We start from the raw sequence: 15,815 nt of genomic DNA, 5'->3' as shown, positions 1-15,815 counted from the left end.
CGGGTGCCCCGGTTTCAGGGCTGCTTCGCCCCCAGGCAATCGATTGAGCGATCCATCATCGCCTTGGCCATCTCCAGCAGATGCCAGACCGAGAACACCATGGCTCGATCCGCGCCCCCGAGCTGATCGCCGCATTGATGGACGGTCACCGAAGCGCAGCGCAGCAGATCGGCGACATACAACTGGGCATCCTCCAGCGTCACGTCCTCACTGATGCTGTAGACGCGTTTCTGTCCCGCCAGCGTGACCTGTTTACCGGCCAGATGCGAGTCGACGGCACGGCACAGTGCAGAGCGATCCTTGAGCAAATCCTCGGTGAACCGCTTGGTGGAGGTGAGGCTGAGTGGCGGATCGGCAAGATTTTTTTCCATGGGTAAACTCCTGACTTCAAGTGGGGAGCCAACCATTTCGCGACTAAACGAGCAGGACGGCGGCTGCACGCGGATCAGTCGTCGGCCGCCGGTTATCGGCGCACCCGAAAGTGCCCTGCGCACAGCCAACATCGGGCAGCTTGGAGCTCTGCCAAGGTCAGGCCTGACCGCACGCCCAGCGAATCCGGACAACTGAATCCGGTCACCGCCAAGCAGTGACGAGCGGAGATTAGCTACAGGATATTTCGGGTACAAGCGGGCAAATCATTCTAGGAAGCGTCCTGCAAACCCGCGTGGTTCAGGCTGGCGAAACGATAAATTTCGCGTAGGACGGGTCTGGTTTTTACGAAGGGCATTGCCCAAATACGTGCGATCACATGGATCTGCTTGATGGCCACCTGCCGCTATCGACCTTAGCGCTTATTCAGCCCGCGCGCCAGTCTGTCTCCACCCAACTGAATCACCGCCACCAACGCCACCAGCAAGACAATCACCGTCAACATGATCTGGCTGTCAAAGCGCTGATAGCCGTAGCGATAGGCGATATCCCCCAGCCCACCAGCACCAATTGCCCCGGCCATGGCCGACGAATTGATCATCGTCACCAAGGTGATGGTGAAGCCACCGACGATTCCCGGCAGCGCCTCGGGCAGCAGTACATGCCAGACGATGTGCCAGCGCCGGCAACCCATCGCCTGCGCGGCTTCGATCAAGCCATGATCAACCTCGCGCAGACTGACCTCAGCGATCCGCGCAAAGAATGGCGTCGCAGCGATGGTCAGCGGCACCACAGCGGCCCAGACACCGTAGGTGGTGCCGACGATCAGGCGGGTAAACGGAATCAGCGCGACCATCAGAATCAGAAACGGGATCGAGCGGAACAGATTGACGAAGGCGCCCAGCGCACGGTTCAACAGCGGCGCTTCGTAAATCCCACCCTTGTCGCTGGTGACCAGAATGACCGCCATGGGAATGCCCACCAGCAGCGCGATCAGCGAGGACACGCCAACCATCAGGAAGGTGTCGATAAAACCCTGCAGCAAGCGATCAAACCACATAGCCCAATACCTCCACTCGTTGCGCCCATTGCCCGGCGCGTTCGCGCAATTGCTCGGCGCTGAATGCCGAGCCGCTGACGGCCAGCAGTAACTGCCCCAGCGCATGACCCTGAATCCGTTCGACCCCGCCCTGAAGCAACTTCACTCGTCCACCCAGCGCCGCAAACAACGCGGCCAGATCCGGCTCATCAGCGGCACTGCCGGTGAACTGCAAACGCAACACCACCGCTGCATCAGAAGCCGTGGATTGCGCCTGCAAACGGCTCTGCAGTTCTTCCGGCAAGGCGTGTTGCAGCGGCGCAAGCAGGGTCTGGCTGACCTCGTGCTGCGGATTGCCGAATACCTGCCAGACCGGGCCTTGCTCGACGATACGGCCGTGCTCAAGCACGACGACGCGGTCGCAGATCTCGCGAATCACCGCCATCTCATGAGTGATCAGCACAATGGTCAGACCCAGACGCTTATTGATCTCGCGCAGCAGGGCGAGGATCGATTGCGTGGTCTCCGGATCGAGCGCCGAAGTGGCCTCGTCGCACAGCAGAATGTCCGGGTCATGTACCAGCGCACGGGCGATGCCGACGCGTTGTTTCTGTCCACCGGAAAGTTGTGCCGGATACGCTGTGTGCTTGCTTTGCAGGCCGACCAGCTCGAGCAGTTCGCGGACCTTTTTCTCGCGCTGTTCCTTCGGTACACCCGCGACTTTCAAGGGCAGTTCGACGTTTTGCCAAACGGTCTTGGCCGACATCAGATTGAAGTGCTGGAAGATCATGCCGATGCGCCGGCGCAACGCGACGAGGCGATCTTCGTCGAATTCGCCGATGTCGACCTGATCGATCAGAACGCGCCCCGAGGTCGGCAGCTCAAGGCGATTGATCGTGCGGATCAACGACGACTTGCCGGCGCCGCTGCGGCCGATGATGCCGAACACTTCACCGCGCTGAATTGCCAGATCGATGCCCTGCAAAGCCGCGACCGGGCCTTGCCGGCCGTTGTAGGTTTTGCCCAGCCCGATGAAGCGTACGTGGGCACGATTGAGCTCGGGATGCAGCTCGGTTTTTTGCGCAGTGTGTGGCTCTGGAGTCTCCAGTCGCCGTTGGATCGCGGCGGTCATGCTCAGCTTTCCCAACCGGCTTGATAGAGCTTGCCGTGAGCTTTATCCAGCGCGGCGCGAACGGCCGGCGAATGCTGATAGATGTCGACGAATTTGATCAGGCGCGGATCAGTTTTGCTTTTCGGTTGAATGACGAACTGAATCACGTATTCCTTGTGATCGAGGCCGTCGAACAGCAGCGCCGAACCGGCATCGAAGGTCTTCGCCAGACGAATGTAGGCCGGGTAGCCCTGGACCAGATCGGCGTCATCGTAGGCGCGCACCAGTTGCACGGCTTCGACCTGAAGAATCTTGATCTTCTTCGGATTGGCGACGATGTCATCCTCGGTGGCCTTGTAGCCGACGCCCGGTTTGAGCGTGATCAAACCGGCCTTGGCCAGCAATTGCAGACCGCGACCGCTGTTGATCGGATCGTTGGCGATGGCAACGCTGGCGCCTTCCGGTAATTCGTCGAAGCTTTTGTATTTTTTCGAGTACAGGCCGACGTTGTTGATGATCCCCGGCGCGAACGGCACCAGATCAAAACCCGACGCGGCTTTGGCGTTTTCCAGAAACGGAATGTGCTGGAAATAATTCACGTCGATATCGCCGGCCGCGAGGCTGACGTTTGGCGCGATCCAGTCGGTGAACTCCACCAGCTCGACCTTCAGGCCTTGCTTCGAGGCCTCTTCGACGGCCGCTTCCAGCGGAATGGCGAAGGCGGCGGTGGTGCCGATTTTCAACGGTGCATCGGCGGCAAACACCGCCGAGCTGAACAGGCCGAAGGCCAGGGCCAGTGCTTTGACTGGGTGGGAGAGCAGTTTCTTGGTCATGATGAGTTATCCAGTCCGTAAGTTATCTTTGATCGTTCCCATGCTCCGCGTGGGAGTGCCTCAATGGACGCTCTGCGTCCGCTGTTGGGACGCGGAGCGTCCCCGGCTGCATTCCCACGCAGAGCGTGGGAACGATCAGTGCAAGGGATCAGTGGCGGTACGAAGATCCGGTGTGTTGTTCAGGCAACTGCGCTTCGCCGTGAAACAGCTTCTCGCGCAAGGTGCCGCCGTCATACGCGGTCTTGTACGAGCCGCGCCGCTGGAGTTCGGGAATCACCAGGTCGATGAAATCCACGTAGCTTTCCGGCGTGACGATGCGGGTCAGGTTGAAGCCATCCAGCCCGGTTTCGGCGATCCACGACTCCAGCTCATCGGCCACTTGTTCAGGCGAGCCGACCACGGTGATGTAGCGGCCACCGAGGGCGTGCTGGTCGAGCAATTTGCGGCGGGTCCAGTCGTTGTTCTGCAGGGTCTTGGTGGCCGACTGGATCGCGTTGCTTTTCACGTACTGGATCGGTTCGTCGATTTCGTACCGGGAAAAATCAATGCCGGTTGAGGCGGAAAAATGCGCGACGCCGGCCTCGGCGCTGGCGTAGCCGAGGTACTCGGCATGCTTGGCCCAGGCCGCCTCTTCGCTGGCACCGACAATCACGTTGAGGCCCATGAACACCTTGATGTCTTCGGTGTTGCGTCCCGCCGCAACGGCACTGGCGCGGACCTTGTCCACTTGCGCCTTGGTCGATGGCTTGTTCTGGCCGCTAATGAACACGCACTCGGCGTGCCGCCCGGCGAACTGCAGGCCGCGCTCGGAACTGCCGGCCTGAAATAGCACCGGCGTACGCTGCGGCGACGGTTCGCACAGGTGATAACCCTCGACCTGGTAGAACTCGCCCTTGTGCTCGACCTTATGGACTTTGTCCGGCTGCGCGTAGATGCGCTGCTTGCGGTCGTTGAGCACCGCGCCATTTTCCCAGCTGCCTTCCCAGAGTTTGTAGAGCACCTGCAAGTACTCATCGGCTTGGTCGTAACGGCGGTCATGTTCGAGCTGCGCGCTGAGGCCCATGGCTTTGGCGGCGCTGTCGAGATAGCCGGTGACGATGTTCCAGCCTACCCGGCCACGGCTCAAATGATCGAGCGTCGACAGACGCCGGGCGAACAGGTACGGCGCTTCGTAGGTGAGATTGGCGGTGAGGCCAAAGCCCAGATTTTTGGTCACAGCAGCCATCGCTGAGACCAGCAGCAACGGATCGTTGACCGGCAACTGGATCGACTCTTTCAGCGTCACGTCGAGCGAGTTCTGGTAGACGTCATACACACCGACGATATCGGCGATGAACAGACCGTCGAACAAGCCGCGCTCGAGCAACTGCGCCAATTCGGTCCAGTATTCGATCGTGTTGTAACGGGTCGAGTTATCGCGTGGATGCGTCCACAAGCCGTGATTGATATGGCCGATGCAGTTCATGTTGAAGGCGTTGAGCAGAATCTTCTTTTTCGCCGCGCTCATCAGATCGTCCCTCGCAGCGGAGGCTTTTCGTCGTTGAGGTAGTAATTGCCAACGGCGTGATATTTCCAGCGCACCGGGTCATGCAGCGTGTGCACGCGGGCGTTGCGCCAGTGGCGGTCGAGGCCGTGCTCGGCGAGGGTGGCCTGGCTGCCGGCCAGTTCGAACAAGGTGCTGCCCGCCGCCAGGGAGATTTGCGTGCTGATCGCGCGAGCCTCGGCGACGGCGACAGAGGCCGCTGCAACGGTTTCGGCGTTGGTGTCAGCCTGTGCGGCATCAAGGAATTCGCCGGCGCGTTCGAGCAAAGCTTCGGTGGCGCTCAGGCGGATGCTCAGGTGGCCGAAGCTCTTCAGGGTCAGCGGGTCCTCGGTGGCCTTGTCGCTGCCGGAGTCGATCCACGGCCGCGTCTTGCTGCGCACGAAATGCAAGGCGTCCTCATAAGCGGCGCGGGCGATACCGGTATCGATGGCGGCGTGAAGAATTTGCGCCAGCGGGCCGACCGTTGTCGGTCGTTCGAAAGCACTCTGAAATGGCAGCACGTCTTCAGCGGCAACGTAAACGTCTTCGAACACGACCGAGCCGCTGCCGGTGGTGCGCTGGCCGAAGCCGCTCCAGTCATCGATGATGCTCAGGCCTTTGCTGTGGCGTGGAACGAATGCCAGTTGCTGCACGCCGTTTTCATCGACCACCGAGGTCGGAATGCGCTGCGCGTAAATCGCCCCGGTCGCGTAGAACTTGCGGCCGTTGATGCGATAACCATCGCTGTCGCGCTTGAGACGGGTTACGCGGTCGTGAGCGGTTTTGGTACCCAGTTCCGCCAAGGCATTGCCGAAACGCTGGCCGGCAAGAACCTCTGCGTACAGGCGCTGTTTCTGTTCGTCGCTGCCATTCACGCGCAGCACTTCCAGTGCGTAGAAATGGTTCTGTGGAATCTGCCCCAGCGAGCCGTCAGCCTGCGCGATCAAAGCGATGACTTTGGCCAGGGTGACATTGGATACGCCCGCACCGCCATATTCTTTCGGCACACTGATACCCCATAGGCCGGAGCGGGAAAATACTTCCAGTTCTGCCAATGGCAGGCGGCGTTCGCGGTCACGCAGGGCGCTGTCGCGTTGGAAATCTTCGGCCAGGTCGCTGGCGATAATCAGGGCTTGCTCGTCGCTGGCGATGACCGCGACGGGTTGGGAAAAAGTCATGTGCTTCTCCAAGGATCTGGTCAAAAGTGTTCTGGTCGTCAGATCCAGGAGTGGCGAGCCGGTAAAGTGCCGTTCAGGCGATAGGCGCCGACCGCGTGGTATTTCCAGCGCACCGGGTCATGCAGGGTGTGCACGCGGGCGTTGCGCCAATGGCGGTCGAGGTTGAATTCGGCGAGCGTCGCGCGGCTACCAGCCAGTTCGAAAAGCTTTTCGCTGGCAAGCAAGGAAATCTCGGTGGTCAGCACTTTCGCTTCGGCCACGGCGATCGACGCACGCGCGGCGGAGGCCGCCGTGACGGGTGCGGCATGCACCTGATCGAGCACCTGCCCGGCCTTGCGCAGCAGCGCTTCGGCGGCATGCAATTCGATTTTCAATCTGCCGATATCGGCGATCACATAGAGATCATCGCTGGCGTGATCGACCTTGGCGTCGATCCATGGCCGTGCGCGGGTTTTGACGAATTCGATGGCGTCGTCGATTGCGCCACGGGCGATGCCGGCGTCGATGGCCGCTTGGATCAATTGCGACACGGCGCCTTGGGTGTTGGGCTTTTCGTTAATCTTCCAGTTGTCGATGACCAGACTCGACTCGACACGCACGTTGTTCAGCACAATTGTGCCGCTGGCGGTGGTGCGCTGACCGAAGCCCGACCAGTCGTCGACGATGCGCAAACCCGGCGTGCCGCGCCGGACGAACGCCAGCACTTGCTTGCCTTCATCGTTGAGCGCTTTCACCGCCACCCAGTGTGCAAACAGTGCGCCGGTGGAGTAGAACTTCTGGCCGTTGATCACGTAATCGTCGCCATCGGCGCTGATCCGCGCTTTCAATTCCAGGGTGTTTTTGCTGCCGCGTTCCGGGCCGGCGTTGCCGATGCGCCAGCCTTGCAGAACACTGTCGAACAACTGCTGTTTCTGCGCCTCGCTGGCGCAGCCAAGGATCAGATGGATGATGCCGAACTGGTTCTGCGGGATTTGCCCCAACGCCGGGTCGGCGGCGGAAATGATCGCGAAGACTTGCGCCAGCGTCACGAACGAAACCTGCGGGCCACCGTACTCGCGCGGTATGGCAATGCTGCCCAGGCCACTGCGGGTGAACTGCTCGATCTCCGCCCACGGCAACTTGCGCTGACGATCGCGTTTCGCCGCCTGGACGCGGGCGACCTGCGCCAGTTCGCGGGCCGCGTTGATGGCTTGGGCATCGTTGCGCAAGACCTGCGCGGGCAACAACAGCGGGGCGATGTCCAGATCCGACTGGACGTTTGCATCGGCCAGACTGGACATCATCGCCACTCCCTGGCTGCACGCAATGCCCTGGCGATCTGCACTGGGGTGATTGTGTTCCGGACCATACGACCTACCTCACATCTCATTGAAAGCGCCGCAAGGTGCGGCGAACGAAAGAATGTCCGGTGGTCCGGTGCATATACCCTAAGCGTGTATAAAAATTAAATAAACTAACTTGTAGGAATATGCATAGAAGGGTGGGGAGATCCCACGTCACCTCTCGGCGAGATCAATGCTCGCGTGCTTCGGCCGCTTTGAGTTCGTGCCTCAACGGTACTTTCAGGTAAGGATTGACGCAGCCGATTTTCAAGGTGCGGGGCGGTGCCCAGCGGGAGTTGTTGCCGACCCGATCGAGGATGCAATAGGTCACGTCCAGTCGCAGATCTTCGCCCGCTTCGACAATCACCGCTGGTGGCACCCAGACCTGAATGGGTAAACCGATGTCGGCAGCGGTGATCGGTGCCAGGTCCATCCGCACATCACCCCAGCGCAAGGTGATGGCGTCATCTTCGGCCATGTTCAGGTACGGCTCGATGCTCAGCGGCACGCCGCGTTTGATCTGGTTCGGATTGACGCCCTGGCGGCGGATGGTTTCAGGAATCGTCACCGGCGCCAGTTGCTGGTTTTCGTCTGCGCTGAGGGCCGATGGCTGGCCGCCGGGGCAATCGAGTTTGACCAACACTCTTGTCGCCGCCGAGAACGCCGGACCCTGGCCAACCTGCATCACGCGGTAGTGAATGCGCGCAGTGCCGTTGTCGATGAAGCTCTCCGGCACCCGCAGGCTGACCGTCGTGCCGACATCCTCAGCGGCCAGAACTCTGGAGCCGACGTAACACTTGTTCCAGAACAACTCGATGAGGTCGCCGCTGTCCATGTCGGGGTAGGGCGCGACCTCGATCAAAAGATGAGCGGCGGCGGCCAGATTGATGCCGGTTTTCTGCGCGGGCGCCAGGCTCGGCGCTGCCAGTTCGGGGGTATGCGAAGTGCGGGTCATCGATTTCTCTCCTTGAAGCCTTGCAGCGAAGTCCGTTTCTGAAAGAACAAAAGGCGTGAATAAACCGGCAATAAAGCGTCGAACTTTTATTCAAGTTGAAGACGGCGTGGTTGAACTGATTGGTGCCGGTTGTCGACTAGATAAGAGCGTGTCGGAAGGAGTGTCAATAGACGAGCTTAGTTAATCCACGAATTACAAGTTAATCAGAAAGCTCCTACGTCGTGGACGCCTAATGCCTAGGCGTCGAGGCGAATAGGGCCACGCGCCGCACGGCTTTTCGCCCGTTTCTGCTTGAGTTTATGGCTGGGTAATCAAACCGATGGGGTGAAGTTGCAGGCGCAACTCAACTGTTGCGCAATGTATGCAAATGCGCCTGCTACAGGTGTTTTTATATTGCTTTATATAAATATTGATAGGGCATCTTCCATCCGTGGAAGTTACCGAGGCGCACTTGGAAAGAGACTCAGGCGTGATTCAGGAACTTGCTGAGAAACTGTTGCGTGCGGTGTTCTTTTGGATTGGCAAACAATGCCTTGGCTTCACCTTGTTCGACAATTACGCCCTTGTCGAAAAACACCACACGGTTGGCAACATCGCGAGCAAAACCCATCTCGTGCGTGACGATGACCATGGTGCGTTTTTCCTCAGCGAGGCCGCGGATGGTCGCCAGCACTTCGCCGACCAGTTCCGGGTCGAGCGCCGAGGTCGGCTCATCGAACAGGATCACTTCCGGCTCCATCGCCAGTGCCCGGGCAATCGCCACGCGCTGCTGCTGACCACCAGAAAGGCGGCGCGGATAAGCGTCCTCTTTGCCGGCGAGTCCGACTTTGGCCAAGAGCTTTTTGCCCAGCGCGACGGCCTCGTCACGCGGGATCTTCTTGACCACGATCGGGCCTTCGATGACGTTTTCCAGTGCGGTGCGATGGGGGAACAGGTTGAAGTTCTGGAACACGAAACCCACGTGCTGGCGCAGGTTGCGCACCAGGCTCTGCTGCTGATTCAGCGGGCGGCTGGTATCGATTTCGATATCGCCGACCTTGATCCGGCCGCTGGTGGGTTGTTCAAGAAAATTCAGGCAGCGCAGGAACGTGGTTTTCCCCGAACCGCTGGGGCCGATGATCGCCACGACCTCGCCTTCCTTGACCTCAAGATCGATGCCGTTGAGCACCACCTGCTGCTTGAATTGCTTGGTCAGCTTTTCCACGACAATCATGGGCTCAGGACTCCTGGTCGTGCCGATTGACCCGCTCTTCCAACTTGTTCTGCAGGTGCGACAGCACCGTGGCCAGAATCCAGTAGATCAGCGCGGCGGCAAGATACATGGTGAAGACTTCGAAAGTCCGGGCGGTAATCAATTGCGCCTGACGGAACAGCTCCGGCACCTGAATGGTGGCGGCCAGCGCGGTGTCCTTGACCAGCGAAATGAAGCTGTTGCCCAGCGGCGGCAGCGCCGTGCGCATCGCTTGCGGCAGGATGGCCCGGCGCAAGGTCTGCGCGCGGGTCATGCCGATGCTCGCAGCCGCTTCCCACTGACCACGTTCGATCGAACCGATTGCGGCGCGGAGGATTTCACAGGCGTAGGCGGCCATGTTCAGCGAGAAGCCGATCAGCGCTGCCGGCAGCGGATCAAGCTCGAGACCCAATTGCGGCAAGCCGTAATAGATCACGAACAGTTGCACCAGCAACGGCGTGCCGCGAAAGAACGACACGTAGATGCGTGCCAGCCAGCTGACCGATTTGAAGCGCGACAGGCGCATCAGCGCCAGACCGAAGCCCAGCAGCAGGCCGAAAAACATGCCGCCGAGGCTGAGGACTACCGTGTAATACGCGCCCTTGAGCAGGAAGGGCGCGGAATCCAGGGCGAGTTGGAAAGCTTCTTCCATTATTGAGTGACGTCAGCGTTGAAGTATTTCTTCGACAGCTTTTCCAGCGTGCCGTCGGCGCGCAGTTCGTCGAGGGCCTTGTTCACCGCAGCCAGCAGCTCCGGCTCGCCTTTACGCAGGGCAATCCCGGATTCCTGACGAGAGAACGCTTCGCCGGCGGCCACGGTTTTCGGGGCTTTCTTGGCGTATTCCAGCGCGGCCAGACGGTCGATCAGGATCGCATCGGTGCGGCCGTTGTTGAGGTCGGCGAATTTGGTCGGATCATCATCGTAGGTGCGTACGTCAGCACCTGGCACGTTTGCGCGAACCCATTGTTCGTAGTTGGTGCCCAGGCCGACGCCGACTTTCTTGCCGGACAGGTCAGCGGCGGTCTTGATGTTCAGCGCGGCCTCTTTGCTTTTCAGCACCAGCGCCTGGATCCCGGAGACGGTGTACGGTTTGGAGAAGTCATACTTCTTCTTGCGTTCCTCGGAGATGGTCACCTGGTTGACCACGATGTCCAGACGCTTGGATTCCAGCGCGGCGAGGATGCCGTCCCACTTGGTTGGCTGAACCTTGGCTTTGACACCGAGTTTTTGCGCCAGCGCCTCAGAGAGTTCGACTTCGAAGCCGGACAGCTTGCCGTTCTCGTCGACGAAACTGAACGGTGGATAAGTGCCTTCCAGGCCGACGTTGAGCACGCCTTTGTCCTTGATCTGTTGCAGTTGCTCACCGGCCACGGCCTGGCCGATCAGACCGGCGCCCAGCGCAAGACCCAGCGAACCGACCAGCAGAGTGCGACGTAGTGCGGAAAAATTCATGACAAGCCCCTGTGTTTTCTTATGGAAGACGCTTAAGGAATGTAGGCACATTCGGGAATTTGACGACAGCGCTATCCTGCCTCAAAGCAGCTTATGCGTCTCGCCCGAAATTCGCCCGCGGCGTGACTATAGGATGTCGGCTATAGACTTGAAAATACTCAATATCTGACTGGTTATTCTTTTCCTGCATATGGATCGCTCCCACGCTCGGCGTGCGAATGCCTCGAAAGACGCTCCGAGTTCCAGCTTCGGAAGGGCGCAGAGCGTCCCAGGCTGCGTTCCCACGCGGAGCGTGGGAACGTTCTGTTACAGGAAATCCTTGTAGGCAAACAACGCTGGCGACCCGCCGGTGTGGAGGAAAATGATCGGGCCTTCATCGAAGCGCTGGCGCCCGATGCCATCGAGCAACCCGGCCATGGCCTTGCCGGTATAGACCGGGTCAAGCAGCAGACCTTCCTGACCCGCCAACAGTTTCAACGCTGCCAGGGTTCCGGCGTTTGGCTCACCATAGCGTGGGCCGAAATACTCGTCCCACAGCTCGACTTTGAAACTGCTCGGCAGCTCGACACCGAGCAGATCTGCGGTGAGCTCGGCCAGACTCTGGACCTTCGGCCGCTGATCTTCTTCGCTGCGCGACACGGTCACGCCAATCACCGGCAGTTGCGGCAGCGCCTCGCTCAGCGCCAGGGCCAGGCCGCTATGCGTACCAGCGCTGCCCGAAGCCAATACGACAGCGGCGAACTGCAGTCCGGTGTCCTTGATCTGCTCGGCCAGTTCCAGCCCGGCGCGCACGTAACCCAACGCACCGAGCGCATTGGAACCGCCGATCGGCACCAGATAGGGTTTCTTGCCGTTGCTGCGCAGGCGCACGGCGAGGGCGGCCAGTTGTTCGTCAGCGTTATCGAGGTTGTCGACTAACTCGACCTTGGCATCGAACAGGTCCAGCAGCAGGCGATTGCCGTTGCCGGTGTAGTTGCTGTCCTCGGTGCCCAGCGGGTTTTCCAGCAGTGCAACGCAGCCGAGACCAAGTCGGGCGGCGAGCGCAGCGGTCTGGCGAACGTGGTTCGATTGCAGCGCGCCCGCGGTGATCAGCGTGTCGGCGCCTTGTGCCAGCGCATCGGCGGCGAGGTATTCGAGCTTGCGCAGCTTGTTGCCACCCATGGCCAGCGGCGTCAAGTCATCACGCTTGATGTACACCTCGCGGCCGAGCCAGGCGGAGAGGCGCTCGAGTTTTTCCAGTGGCGTAGGGTGGCCGAGCAGGTCGAGACGGTTGAAGCGTTCCAGCTGATTCTTGATCATGGGTCCGTACTGGCGGAGGAAGATGAAACGACTATAGGCACGCGCATTTGCAGGGGCAACCGCCAATCGCTTATAGCCCGTTGGACTTACGTCAGCACTATCGGTTCTTAATTTGCCCTCATGGTCATGTCGTAAAGTGGGCGCCGTTGACGCGGCCAGACAGTCCGGCCGCCCGTGAGGAGTCTCTACCGTGAGCGAGCGTTCCAGTCATTGGCAATTGCACACCATCGTCGGCCAGTTGCGCAGCGCGCGCGATCAATGGCGGGCACAGAATGGCCGGGCTTCCGGCGAGCAGGGTGGCCGCGAATTGCCTTCGCGCGCAGCGATGGCGGAGATTCTTGAAGCATTGTGCGGGGCGCTGTTCCCGATGCGTCTGGGTCCGGTTGACCTGCGTGAAGAAAGTGAAGATTTCTACGTCGGCCACACCCTCGACGTCGCCCTGAATGCCTTGCTCACGCAGACACGACTGGAGCTGCGTTACGCAGCGCGCCACAGCGCCCAGGACGACAGCGAAGTCGAAGCCCGCGCGATTCAGATCGTTCAGGATTTCGCCCTGGCTTTGCCTGGCCTGCGCACCTTGCTCGACACCGACGTGCTGGCGGCCTATCACGGTGATCCGGCCGCGCGCAGTGTCGACGAAGTGCTGCTGTGCTATCCGGGAATCCTGGCGGTGATTCACCATCGCCTGGCGCATCATTTGTACCGCGCGGGTCTGCCGCTGCTGGCGCGGATCAGCGCGGAAATCGCCCACTCGGCGACCGGTATCGACATTCATCCGGGCGCGCAGATCGGCCGCAGTTTCTTTATCGATCACGGCACGGGTGTGGTGATTGGCGAGACGGCGATCATTGGCGAGCGGGTGCGCATCTACCAAGCGGTGACCCTCGGCGCCAAGCGCTTTCCGGCGGACGAGGACGGCCAGTTACAGAAGGGCCACCCGCGCCATCCGATCGTTGAGGACGATGTAGTGATCTACGCCGGGGCGACGATTCTCGGGCGGATCACCATCGGCAAGGGCTCGACCATCGGCGGCAACGTGTGGCTGACCCGCAGCGTGCCGGCGGGGGCGAACCTGACGCAGGCCAATTTGCAGCATGATGACGGGACGCAGAAGTAGCCTTCTGAATTTGTGCTATTGCTTCAGGCCTCTTCGCGAGCAGGCTCGCTCCCACCTTGGAAATGCGTTTCAATGTGGGAGCGAGCCTGCTCGCGAATGGTTGTCAGGCCGAATCGAGATAATCTCCGTCAGCCAATTCAGCAGTGAACGAATCCCCTGAAACCCGCGTCATACCCCTCCTCGGGCAACTGTAGGAAAACTACCGCCCAGCCCTGCGATTAGTCCTTACCACCCTATCCATGTTTAACTTGAACGTTCATTCAAGTTAAACCGGTGGTTCGCTGCCCGCTCACAACAGGAGGCTTGCCTTTGCTGAGTCCGATCATTTCAGCCATGTTTCAACTCCTCGAGGTGCACGTTTCATGAGTGCATCGTCTACCCCCGCCAGCGGTCTGGTGCGGATGAATCCGCCGGTGTTCTACTTCGCCGCGACGGTCATTCTGCTGTTTGGTCTCGTCGTTATTGCCATGCCCGAGCAGGCCGGCGCCTGGTTGCTGCAAGCGCAGAACTGGGCGGCCAACACGGTCGGCTGGTATTACATGCTCGCGATGACGGTGTATCTGATCTTCGTGGTGGTCACCGCCTTATCCGGCTACGGCAAGATAAAACTCGGTGCCGACCACGACGAGCCCGAATTCAGTTATCTGTCCTGGGCCGGCATGCTGTTCGCCGCCGGGATCAGCATCACGCTGTTTTTCTTCTGCGTATCCGAGCCACTGACGCACATGATCCAGCCGCCGCAAGGCGAGGCGGGCACCGCAGATGCGGCGCGTCAGGCCATGCAGATTCTGTTTCTGCACTGGGGCCTGCACGGCTGGGGCGTGTTCGCCTTCGTTGGCATGGCGCTGGCCTATTTCGCCTACCGCCACAACCTGCCGCTGGCGCTGCGCTCGGCGCTGTATCCGCTGATCGGCAAACGCATCAACGGCCCGATCGGTTACGCCGTGGATGGCTTCGGCATCATCGCCACGGTGTTCGGTCTGGGTGCCGACATGGGCTTTGGCGTGCTGCACCTCAACTCCGGTCTCGATTATTTATTCGGCATCGCTCATACCCAGTGGATTCAGGTCGGCCTGATCACGCTGATGATGGGCGCAGCGATCATCGTCGCTGTTTCCGGGGTGGATAAAGGCGTGCGGGTGATGTCCGACATCAACATGCTGCTGGCCTGTGCGCTGCTGCTGTTCGTGTTGTTCGCCGGGCCGACTCAGCACTTGCTCAACACGCTGATCCAGAACCTTGGCGACTACCTCGGCGCCCTGCCGATGAAGAGTTTTGACCTGTATGCCTACGACAAACCGAGCGACTGGCTCGGCGGCTGGACGGTGTTCTACTGGGCCTGGTGGATTGCCTGGTCGCCGTTCGTGGGCCTGTTCATCGCACGGATTTCCCGTGGCCGCACCATCCGCGAATTCGTCTTCGGCGTGCTGTTGATTCCGCTCGGCTTTACCCTGGCGTGGATGTCGATTTTCGGTAACAGCGCCCTCGATCAAGTGCTCAACCATGGCATGAGCGCGCTGGGCATGTCGGCCATCGACAACCCGTCGATGAGCATTTATCTGTTGCTGGAAACCTATCCGTGGAGCAAAACCGTGATCGCCGTGACGGTGTTCATCAGCTTCGTGTTCTTCGTCACCTCGGCGGACTCCGGCACCGTCGTGCTCTCGACGCTGTCGGCCAAGGGCGGCAACCCTGACGAGGACGGGCCGAAATGGCTGCGGGTGTTCTGGGGCGCGATGACCGCGCTGATCACCAGTGCGCTGTTGTTCTCCGGCAGCATCGATGCGTTGAAGTCAGCAGTGGTCCTCACGTCGTTGCCGTTCTCGCTGATTCTGCTGCTGATGATGTGGGGGCTGCACAAGGCGTTCTACCTGGAATCGCAGAAGCAGATTGCGCAGCTGCATTCGCTGGCGCCGGTTTCCGGTTCGCGGCGTGGCACCGGTGGCTGGCGCCAGCGCCTGAGCCAGGCAGTGCATTTCCCGTCGCGTGACGAGGTGTATCGCTTCATGGACAGCACGGTGCGTCCGGCGATTGAAGAAGTCACGGCGGTGTTCGTCGAGAAAGGCCTGAACGTGGTCACCCAGCCAGACCCGGCACATGACAGCGTCAGCCTGGAAATCGGCCATGGCGAGCAGCATCCGTTCATCTATCAAGTGCAGATGCGTGGCTACTTCACGCCGTCGTTTGCCCGCGGTGGCATGGGCTCCAAGCAGCTCAACAACCGCCGCTATTACCGCGCCGAAGTGCACTTGAGCGAGGGCAGTCAGGATTACGATCTGGTCGGCTACACCAAAGAGCAGATCATCAACGACATCCTCGACCAGTACGAACGGCACATGCAGTTCCTGCATCTGGTGCGTTGATCGGCGGCTGAGCGTCGGGTCGGT

Annotated in this window: 14 protein-coding genes; 2 read left to right on the top strand and 12 right to left on the bottom strand. The window is 60.3% G+C overall.

The window, feature by feature from the left end; genetic code table 11:
• Positions 1-14: 14 nt before the first annotated feature.
• From ACGSLL_RS11295 to ACGSLL_RS11240, 12 genes are all read right to left on the bottom strand, one after another.
• Positions 15-371: a DUF6124 family protein gene (locus ACGSLL_RS11295; protein ID WP_394505773.1), complete on the bottom strand. Its 357-nt coding sequence runs from the start codon at positions 369-371 to the stop codon at positions 15-17.
• A gap of 413 nt (positions 372-784) precedes the next feature.
• Complete coding sequence (locus ACGSLL_RS11290; RefSeq protein ID WP_039756400.1) at positions 785-1,429, bottom strand: methionine ABC transporter permease; 645 nt, start codon at positions 1,427-1,429, stop codon at positions 785-787.
• Positions 1,419-2,540 (bottom strand): methionine ABC transporter ATP-binding protein, encoded by a 1,122-nt coding sequence (locus tag ACGSLL_RS11285; protein WP_394505770.1) that lies wholly within the window; start codon positions 2,538-2,540, stop codon positions 1,419-1,421. The genes ACGSLL_RS11290 and ACGSLL_RS11285 overlap by 11 nt, the downstream gene beginning before the upstream one ends.
• 2 nt (positions 2,541-2,542) lie before the next feature.
• Positions 2,543-3,352 carry a MetQ/NlpA family ABC transporter substrate-binding protein gene (locus ACGSLL_RS11280; protein WP_007952748.1) on the bottom strand — a complete coding sequence of 270 codons (810 nt, stop codon included), beginning with the start codon at positions 3,350-3,352 and terminating at the stop codon, positions 2,543-2,545.
• A gap of 148 nt (positions 3,353-3,500) precedes the next feature.
• Positions 3,501-4,859: an LLM class flavin-dependent oxidoreductase gene (locus ACGSLL_RS11275; protein WP_394505767.1), complete on the bottom strand. Its 1,359-nt coding sequence runs from the start codon at positions 4,857-4,859 to the stop codon at positions 3,501-3,503.
• A complete protein-coding gene (locus ACGSLL_RS11270) occupies positions 4,859-6,052 on the bottom strand; it encodes an SfnB family sulfur acquisition oxidoreductase (RefSeq protein WP_394505765.1) in 1,194 nt (397 codons plus the stop codon). The genes ACGSLL_RS11275 and ACGSLL_RS11270 overlap by 1 nt, the downstream gene beginning before the upstream one ends.
• Before the next feature lie 38 nt (positions 6,053-6,090).
• The gene (locus tag ACGSLL_RS11265; protein ID WP_394505922.1) at positions 6,091-7,332 is read right to left on the bottom strand and encodes an SfnB family sulfur acquisition oxidoreductase; all 1,242 of its coding nucleotides are present in this window, start codon (positions 7,330-7,332) and stop codon (positions 6,091-6,093) included.
• A 232-nt stretch (positions 7,333-7,564) separates the two neighbouring features.
• Positions 7,565-8,329, bottom strand: coding sequence for a hypothetical protein (locus ACGSLL_RS11260; RefSeq protein WP_394505763.1), 765 nt, complete (start codon positions 8,327-8,329; stop codon positions 7,565-7,567).
• Between the two features lie 463 nt (positions 8,330-8,792).
• The gene (tcyN, locus tag ACGSLL_RS11255; protein ID WP_394505761.1) at positions 8,793-9,542 is read right to left on the bottom strand and encodes an L-cystine ABC transporter ATP-binding protein TcyN; all 750 of its coding nucleotides are present in this window, start codon (positions 9,540-9,542) and stop codon (positions 8,793-8,795) included.
• Between the two features lie 4 nt (positions 9,543-9,546).
• Positions 9,547-10,212, bottom strand: a complete 666-nt coding sequence (gene tcyL, locus ACGSLL_RS11250; protein WP_093106265.1) for a cystine ABC transporter permease — start codon at positions 10,210-10,212, stop codon at positions 9,547-9,549.
• On the bottom strand, positions 10,212-11,012 hold the full coding sequence (tcyJ, locus tag ACGSLL_RS11245; protein WP_332765743.1) for a cystine ABC transporter substrate-binding protein: 801 nt from the start codon (positions 11,010-11,012) through the stop codon (positions 10,212-10,214). The genes tcyL and tcyJ overlap by 1 nt, the downstream gene beginning before the upstream one ends.
• Positions 11,013-11,318: 306 nt before the next feature.
• Positions 11,319-12,311 carry a D-cysteine desulfhydrase gene (locus tag ACGSLL_RS11240; protein WP_394505758.1) on the bottom strand — a complete coding sequence of 331 codons (993 nt, stop codon included), beginning with the start codon at positions 12,309-12,311 and terminating at the stop codon, positions 11,319-11,321.
• Positions 12,312-12,501: 190 nt separating this feature from the next.
• Here ACGSLL_RS11240 and epsC point away from each other — a divergent pair, with 190 nt between their 5' ends.
• On the top strand, positions 12,502-13,428 hold the full coding sequence (epsC, locus tag ACGSLL_RS11235; protein WP_394505756.1) for a serine O-acetyltransferase EpsC: 927 nt from the start codon (positions 12,502-12,504) through the stop codon (positions 13,426-13,428).
• A 401-nt stretch (positions 13,429-13,829) separates the two neighbouring features.
• Complete coding sequence (gene betT, locus ACGSLL_RS11230; protein WP_394505920.1) at positions 13,830-15,791, top strand: choline transporter BetT; 1,962 nt, start codon at positions 13,830-13,832, stop codon at positions 15,789-15,791.
• The last annotated feature ends 24 nt before the right edge of the window (positions 15,792-15,815 follow it).

The sequence above is a fragment of the Pseudomonas retamae genome, from assembly GCF_043496865.1.
Classification (GTDB): Bacteria; Pseudomonadota; Gammaproteobacteria; order Pseudomonadales; family Pseudomonadaceae; genus Aquipseudomonas; species Aquipseudomonas retamae.
The sequence above is the reverse complement of the archived record's forward strand: the minus strand, read 5'-3'. Positions and strand labels throughout refer to the sequence as shown.

Excerpts from the sequence above, each read along its gene's own strand:
- ACGSLL_RS11295 (WP_394505773.1), bottom strand. The coding sequence starts at position 371 with ATGGAAAAAAATCTTGCCGATCCGCCACTCAGCCTCACCTCCACCAAG.
- ACGSLL_RS11290 (WP_039756400.1), bottom strand. The coding sequence starts at position 1,429 with ATGTGGTTTGATCGCTTGCTGCAGGGTTTTATCGACACCTTCCTGATG.
- ACGSLL_RS11285 (WP_394505770.1), bottom strand. The coding sequence starts at position 2,540 with ATGACCGCCGCGATCCAACGGCGACTGGAGACTCCAGAGCCACACACT.
- ACGSLL_RS11280 (WP_007952748.1), bottom strand. The coding sequence starts at position 3,352 with ATGACCAAGAAACTGCTCTCCCACCCAGTCAAAGCACTGGCCCTGGCC.
- ACGSLL_RS11275 (WP_394505767.1), bottom strand. The coding sequence starts at position 4,859 with ATGAGCGCGGCGAAAAAGAAGATTCTGCTCAACGCCTTCAACATGAAC.
- ACGSLL_RS11270 (WP_394505765.1), bottom strand. The coding sequence starts at position 6,052 with ATGACTTTTTCCCAACCCGTCGCGGTCATCGCCAGCGACGAGCAAGCC.
- ACGSLL_RS11265 (WP_394505922.1), bottom strand. The coding sequence starts at position 7,332 with ATGTCCAGTCTGGCCGATGCAAACGTCCAGTCGGATCTGGACATCGCC.
- ACGSLL_RS11260 (WP_394505763.1), bottom strand. The coding sequence starts at position 8,329 with ATGACCCGCACTTCGCATACCCCCGAACTGGCAGCGCCGAGCCTGGCG.
- tcyN (WP_394505761.1), bottom strand. The coding sequence starts at position 9,542 with ATGATTGTCGTGGAAAAGCTGACCAAGCAATTCAAGCAGCAGGTGGTG.
- tcyL (WP_093106265.1), bottom strand. The coding sequence starts at position 10,212 with ATGGAAGAAGCTTTCCAACTCGCCCTGGATTCCGCGCCCTTCCTGCTC.
- tcyJ (WP_332765743.1), bottom strand. The coding sequence starts at position 11,012 with ATGAATTTTTCCGCACTACGTCGCACTCTGCTGGTCGGTTCGCTGGGT.
- ACGSLL_RS11240 (WP_394505758.1), bottom strand. The coding sequence starts at position 12,311 with ATGATCAAGAATCAGCTGGAACGCTTCAACCGTCTCGACCTGCTCGGC.
- betT (WP_394505920.1), top strand. The coding sequence starts at position 13,830 with ATGAATCCGCCGGTGTTCTACTTCGCCGCGACGGTCATTCTGCTGTTT.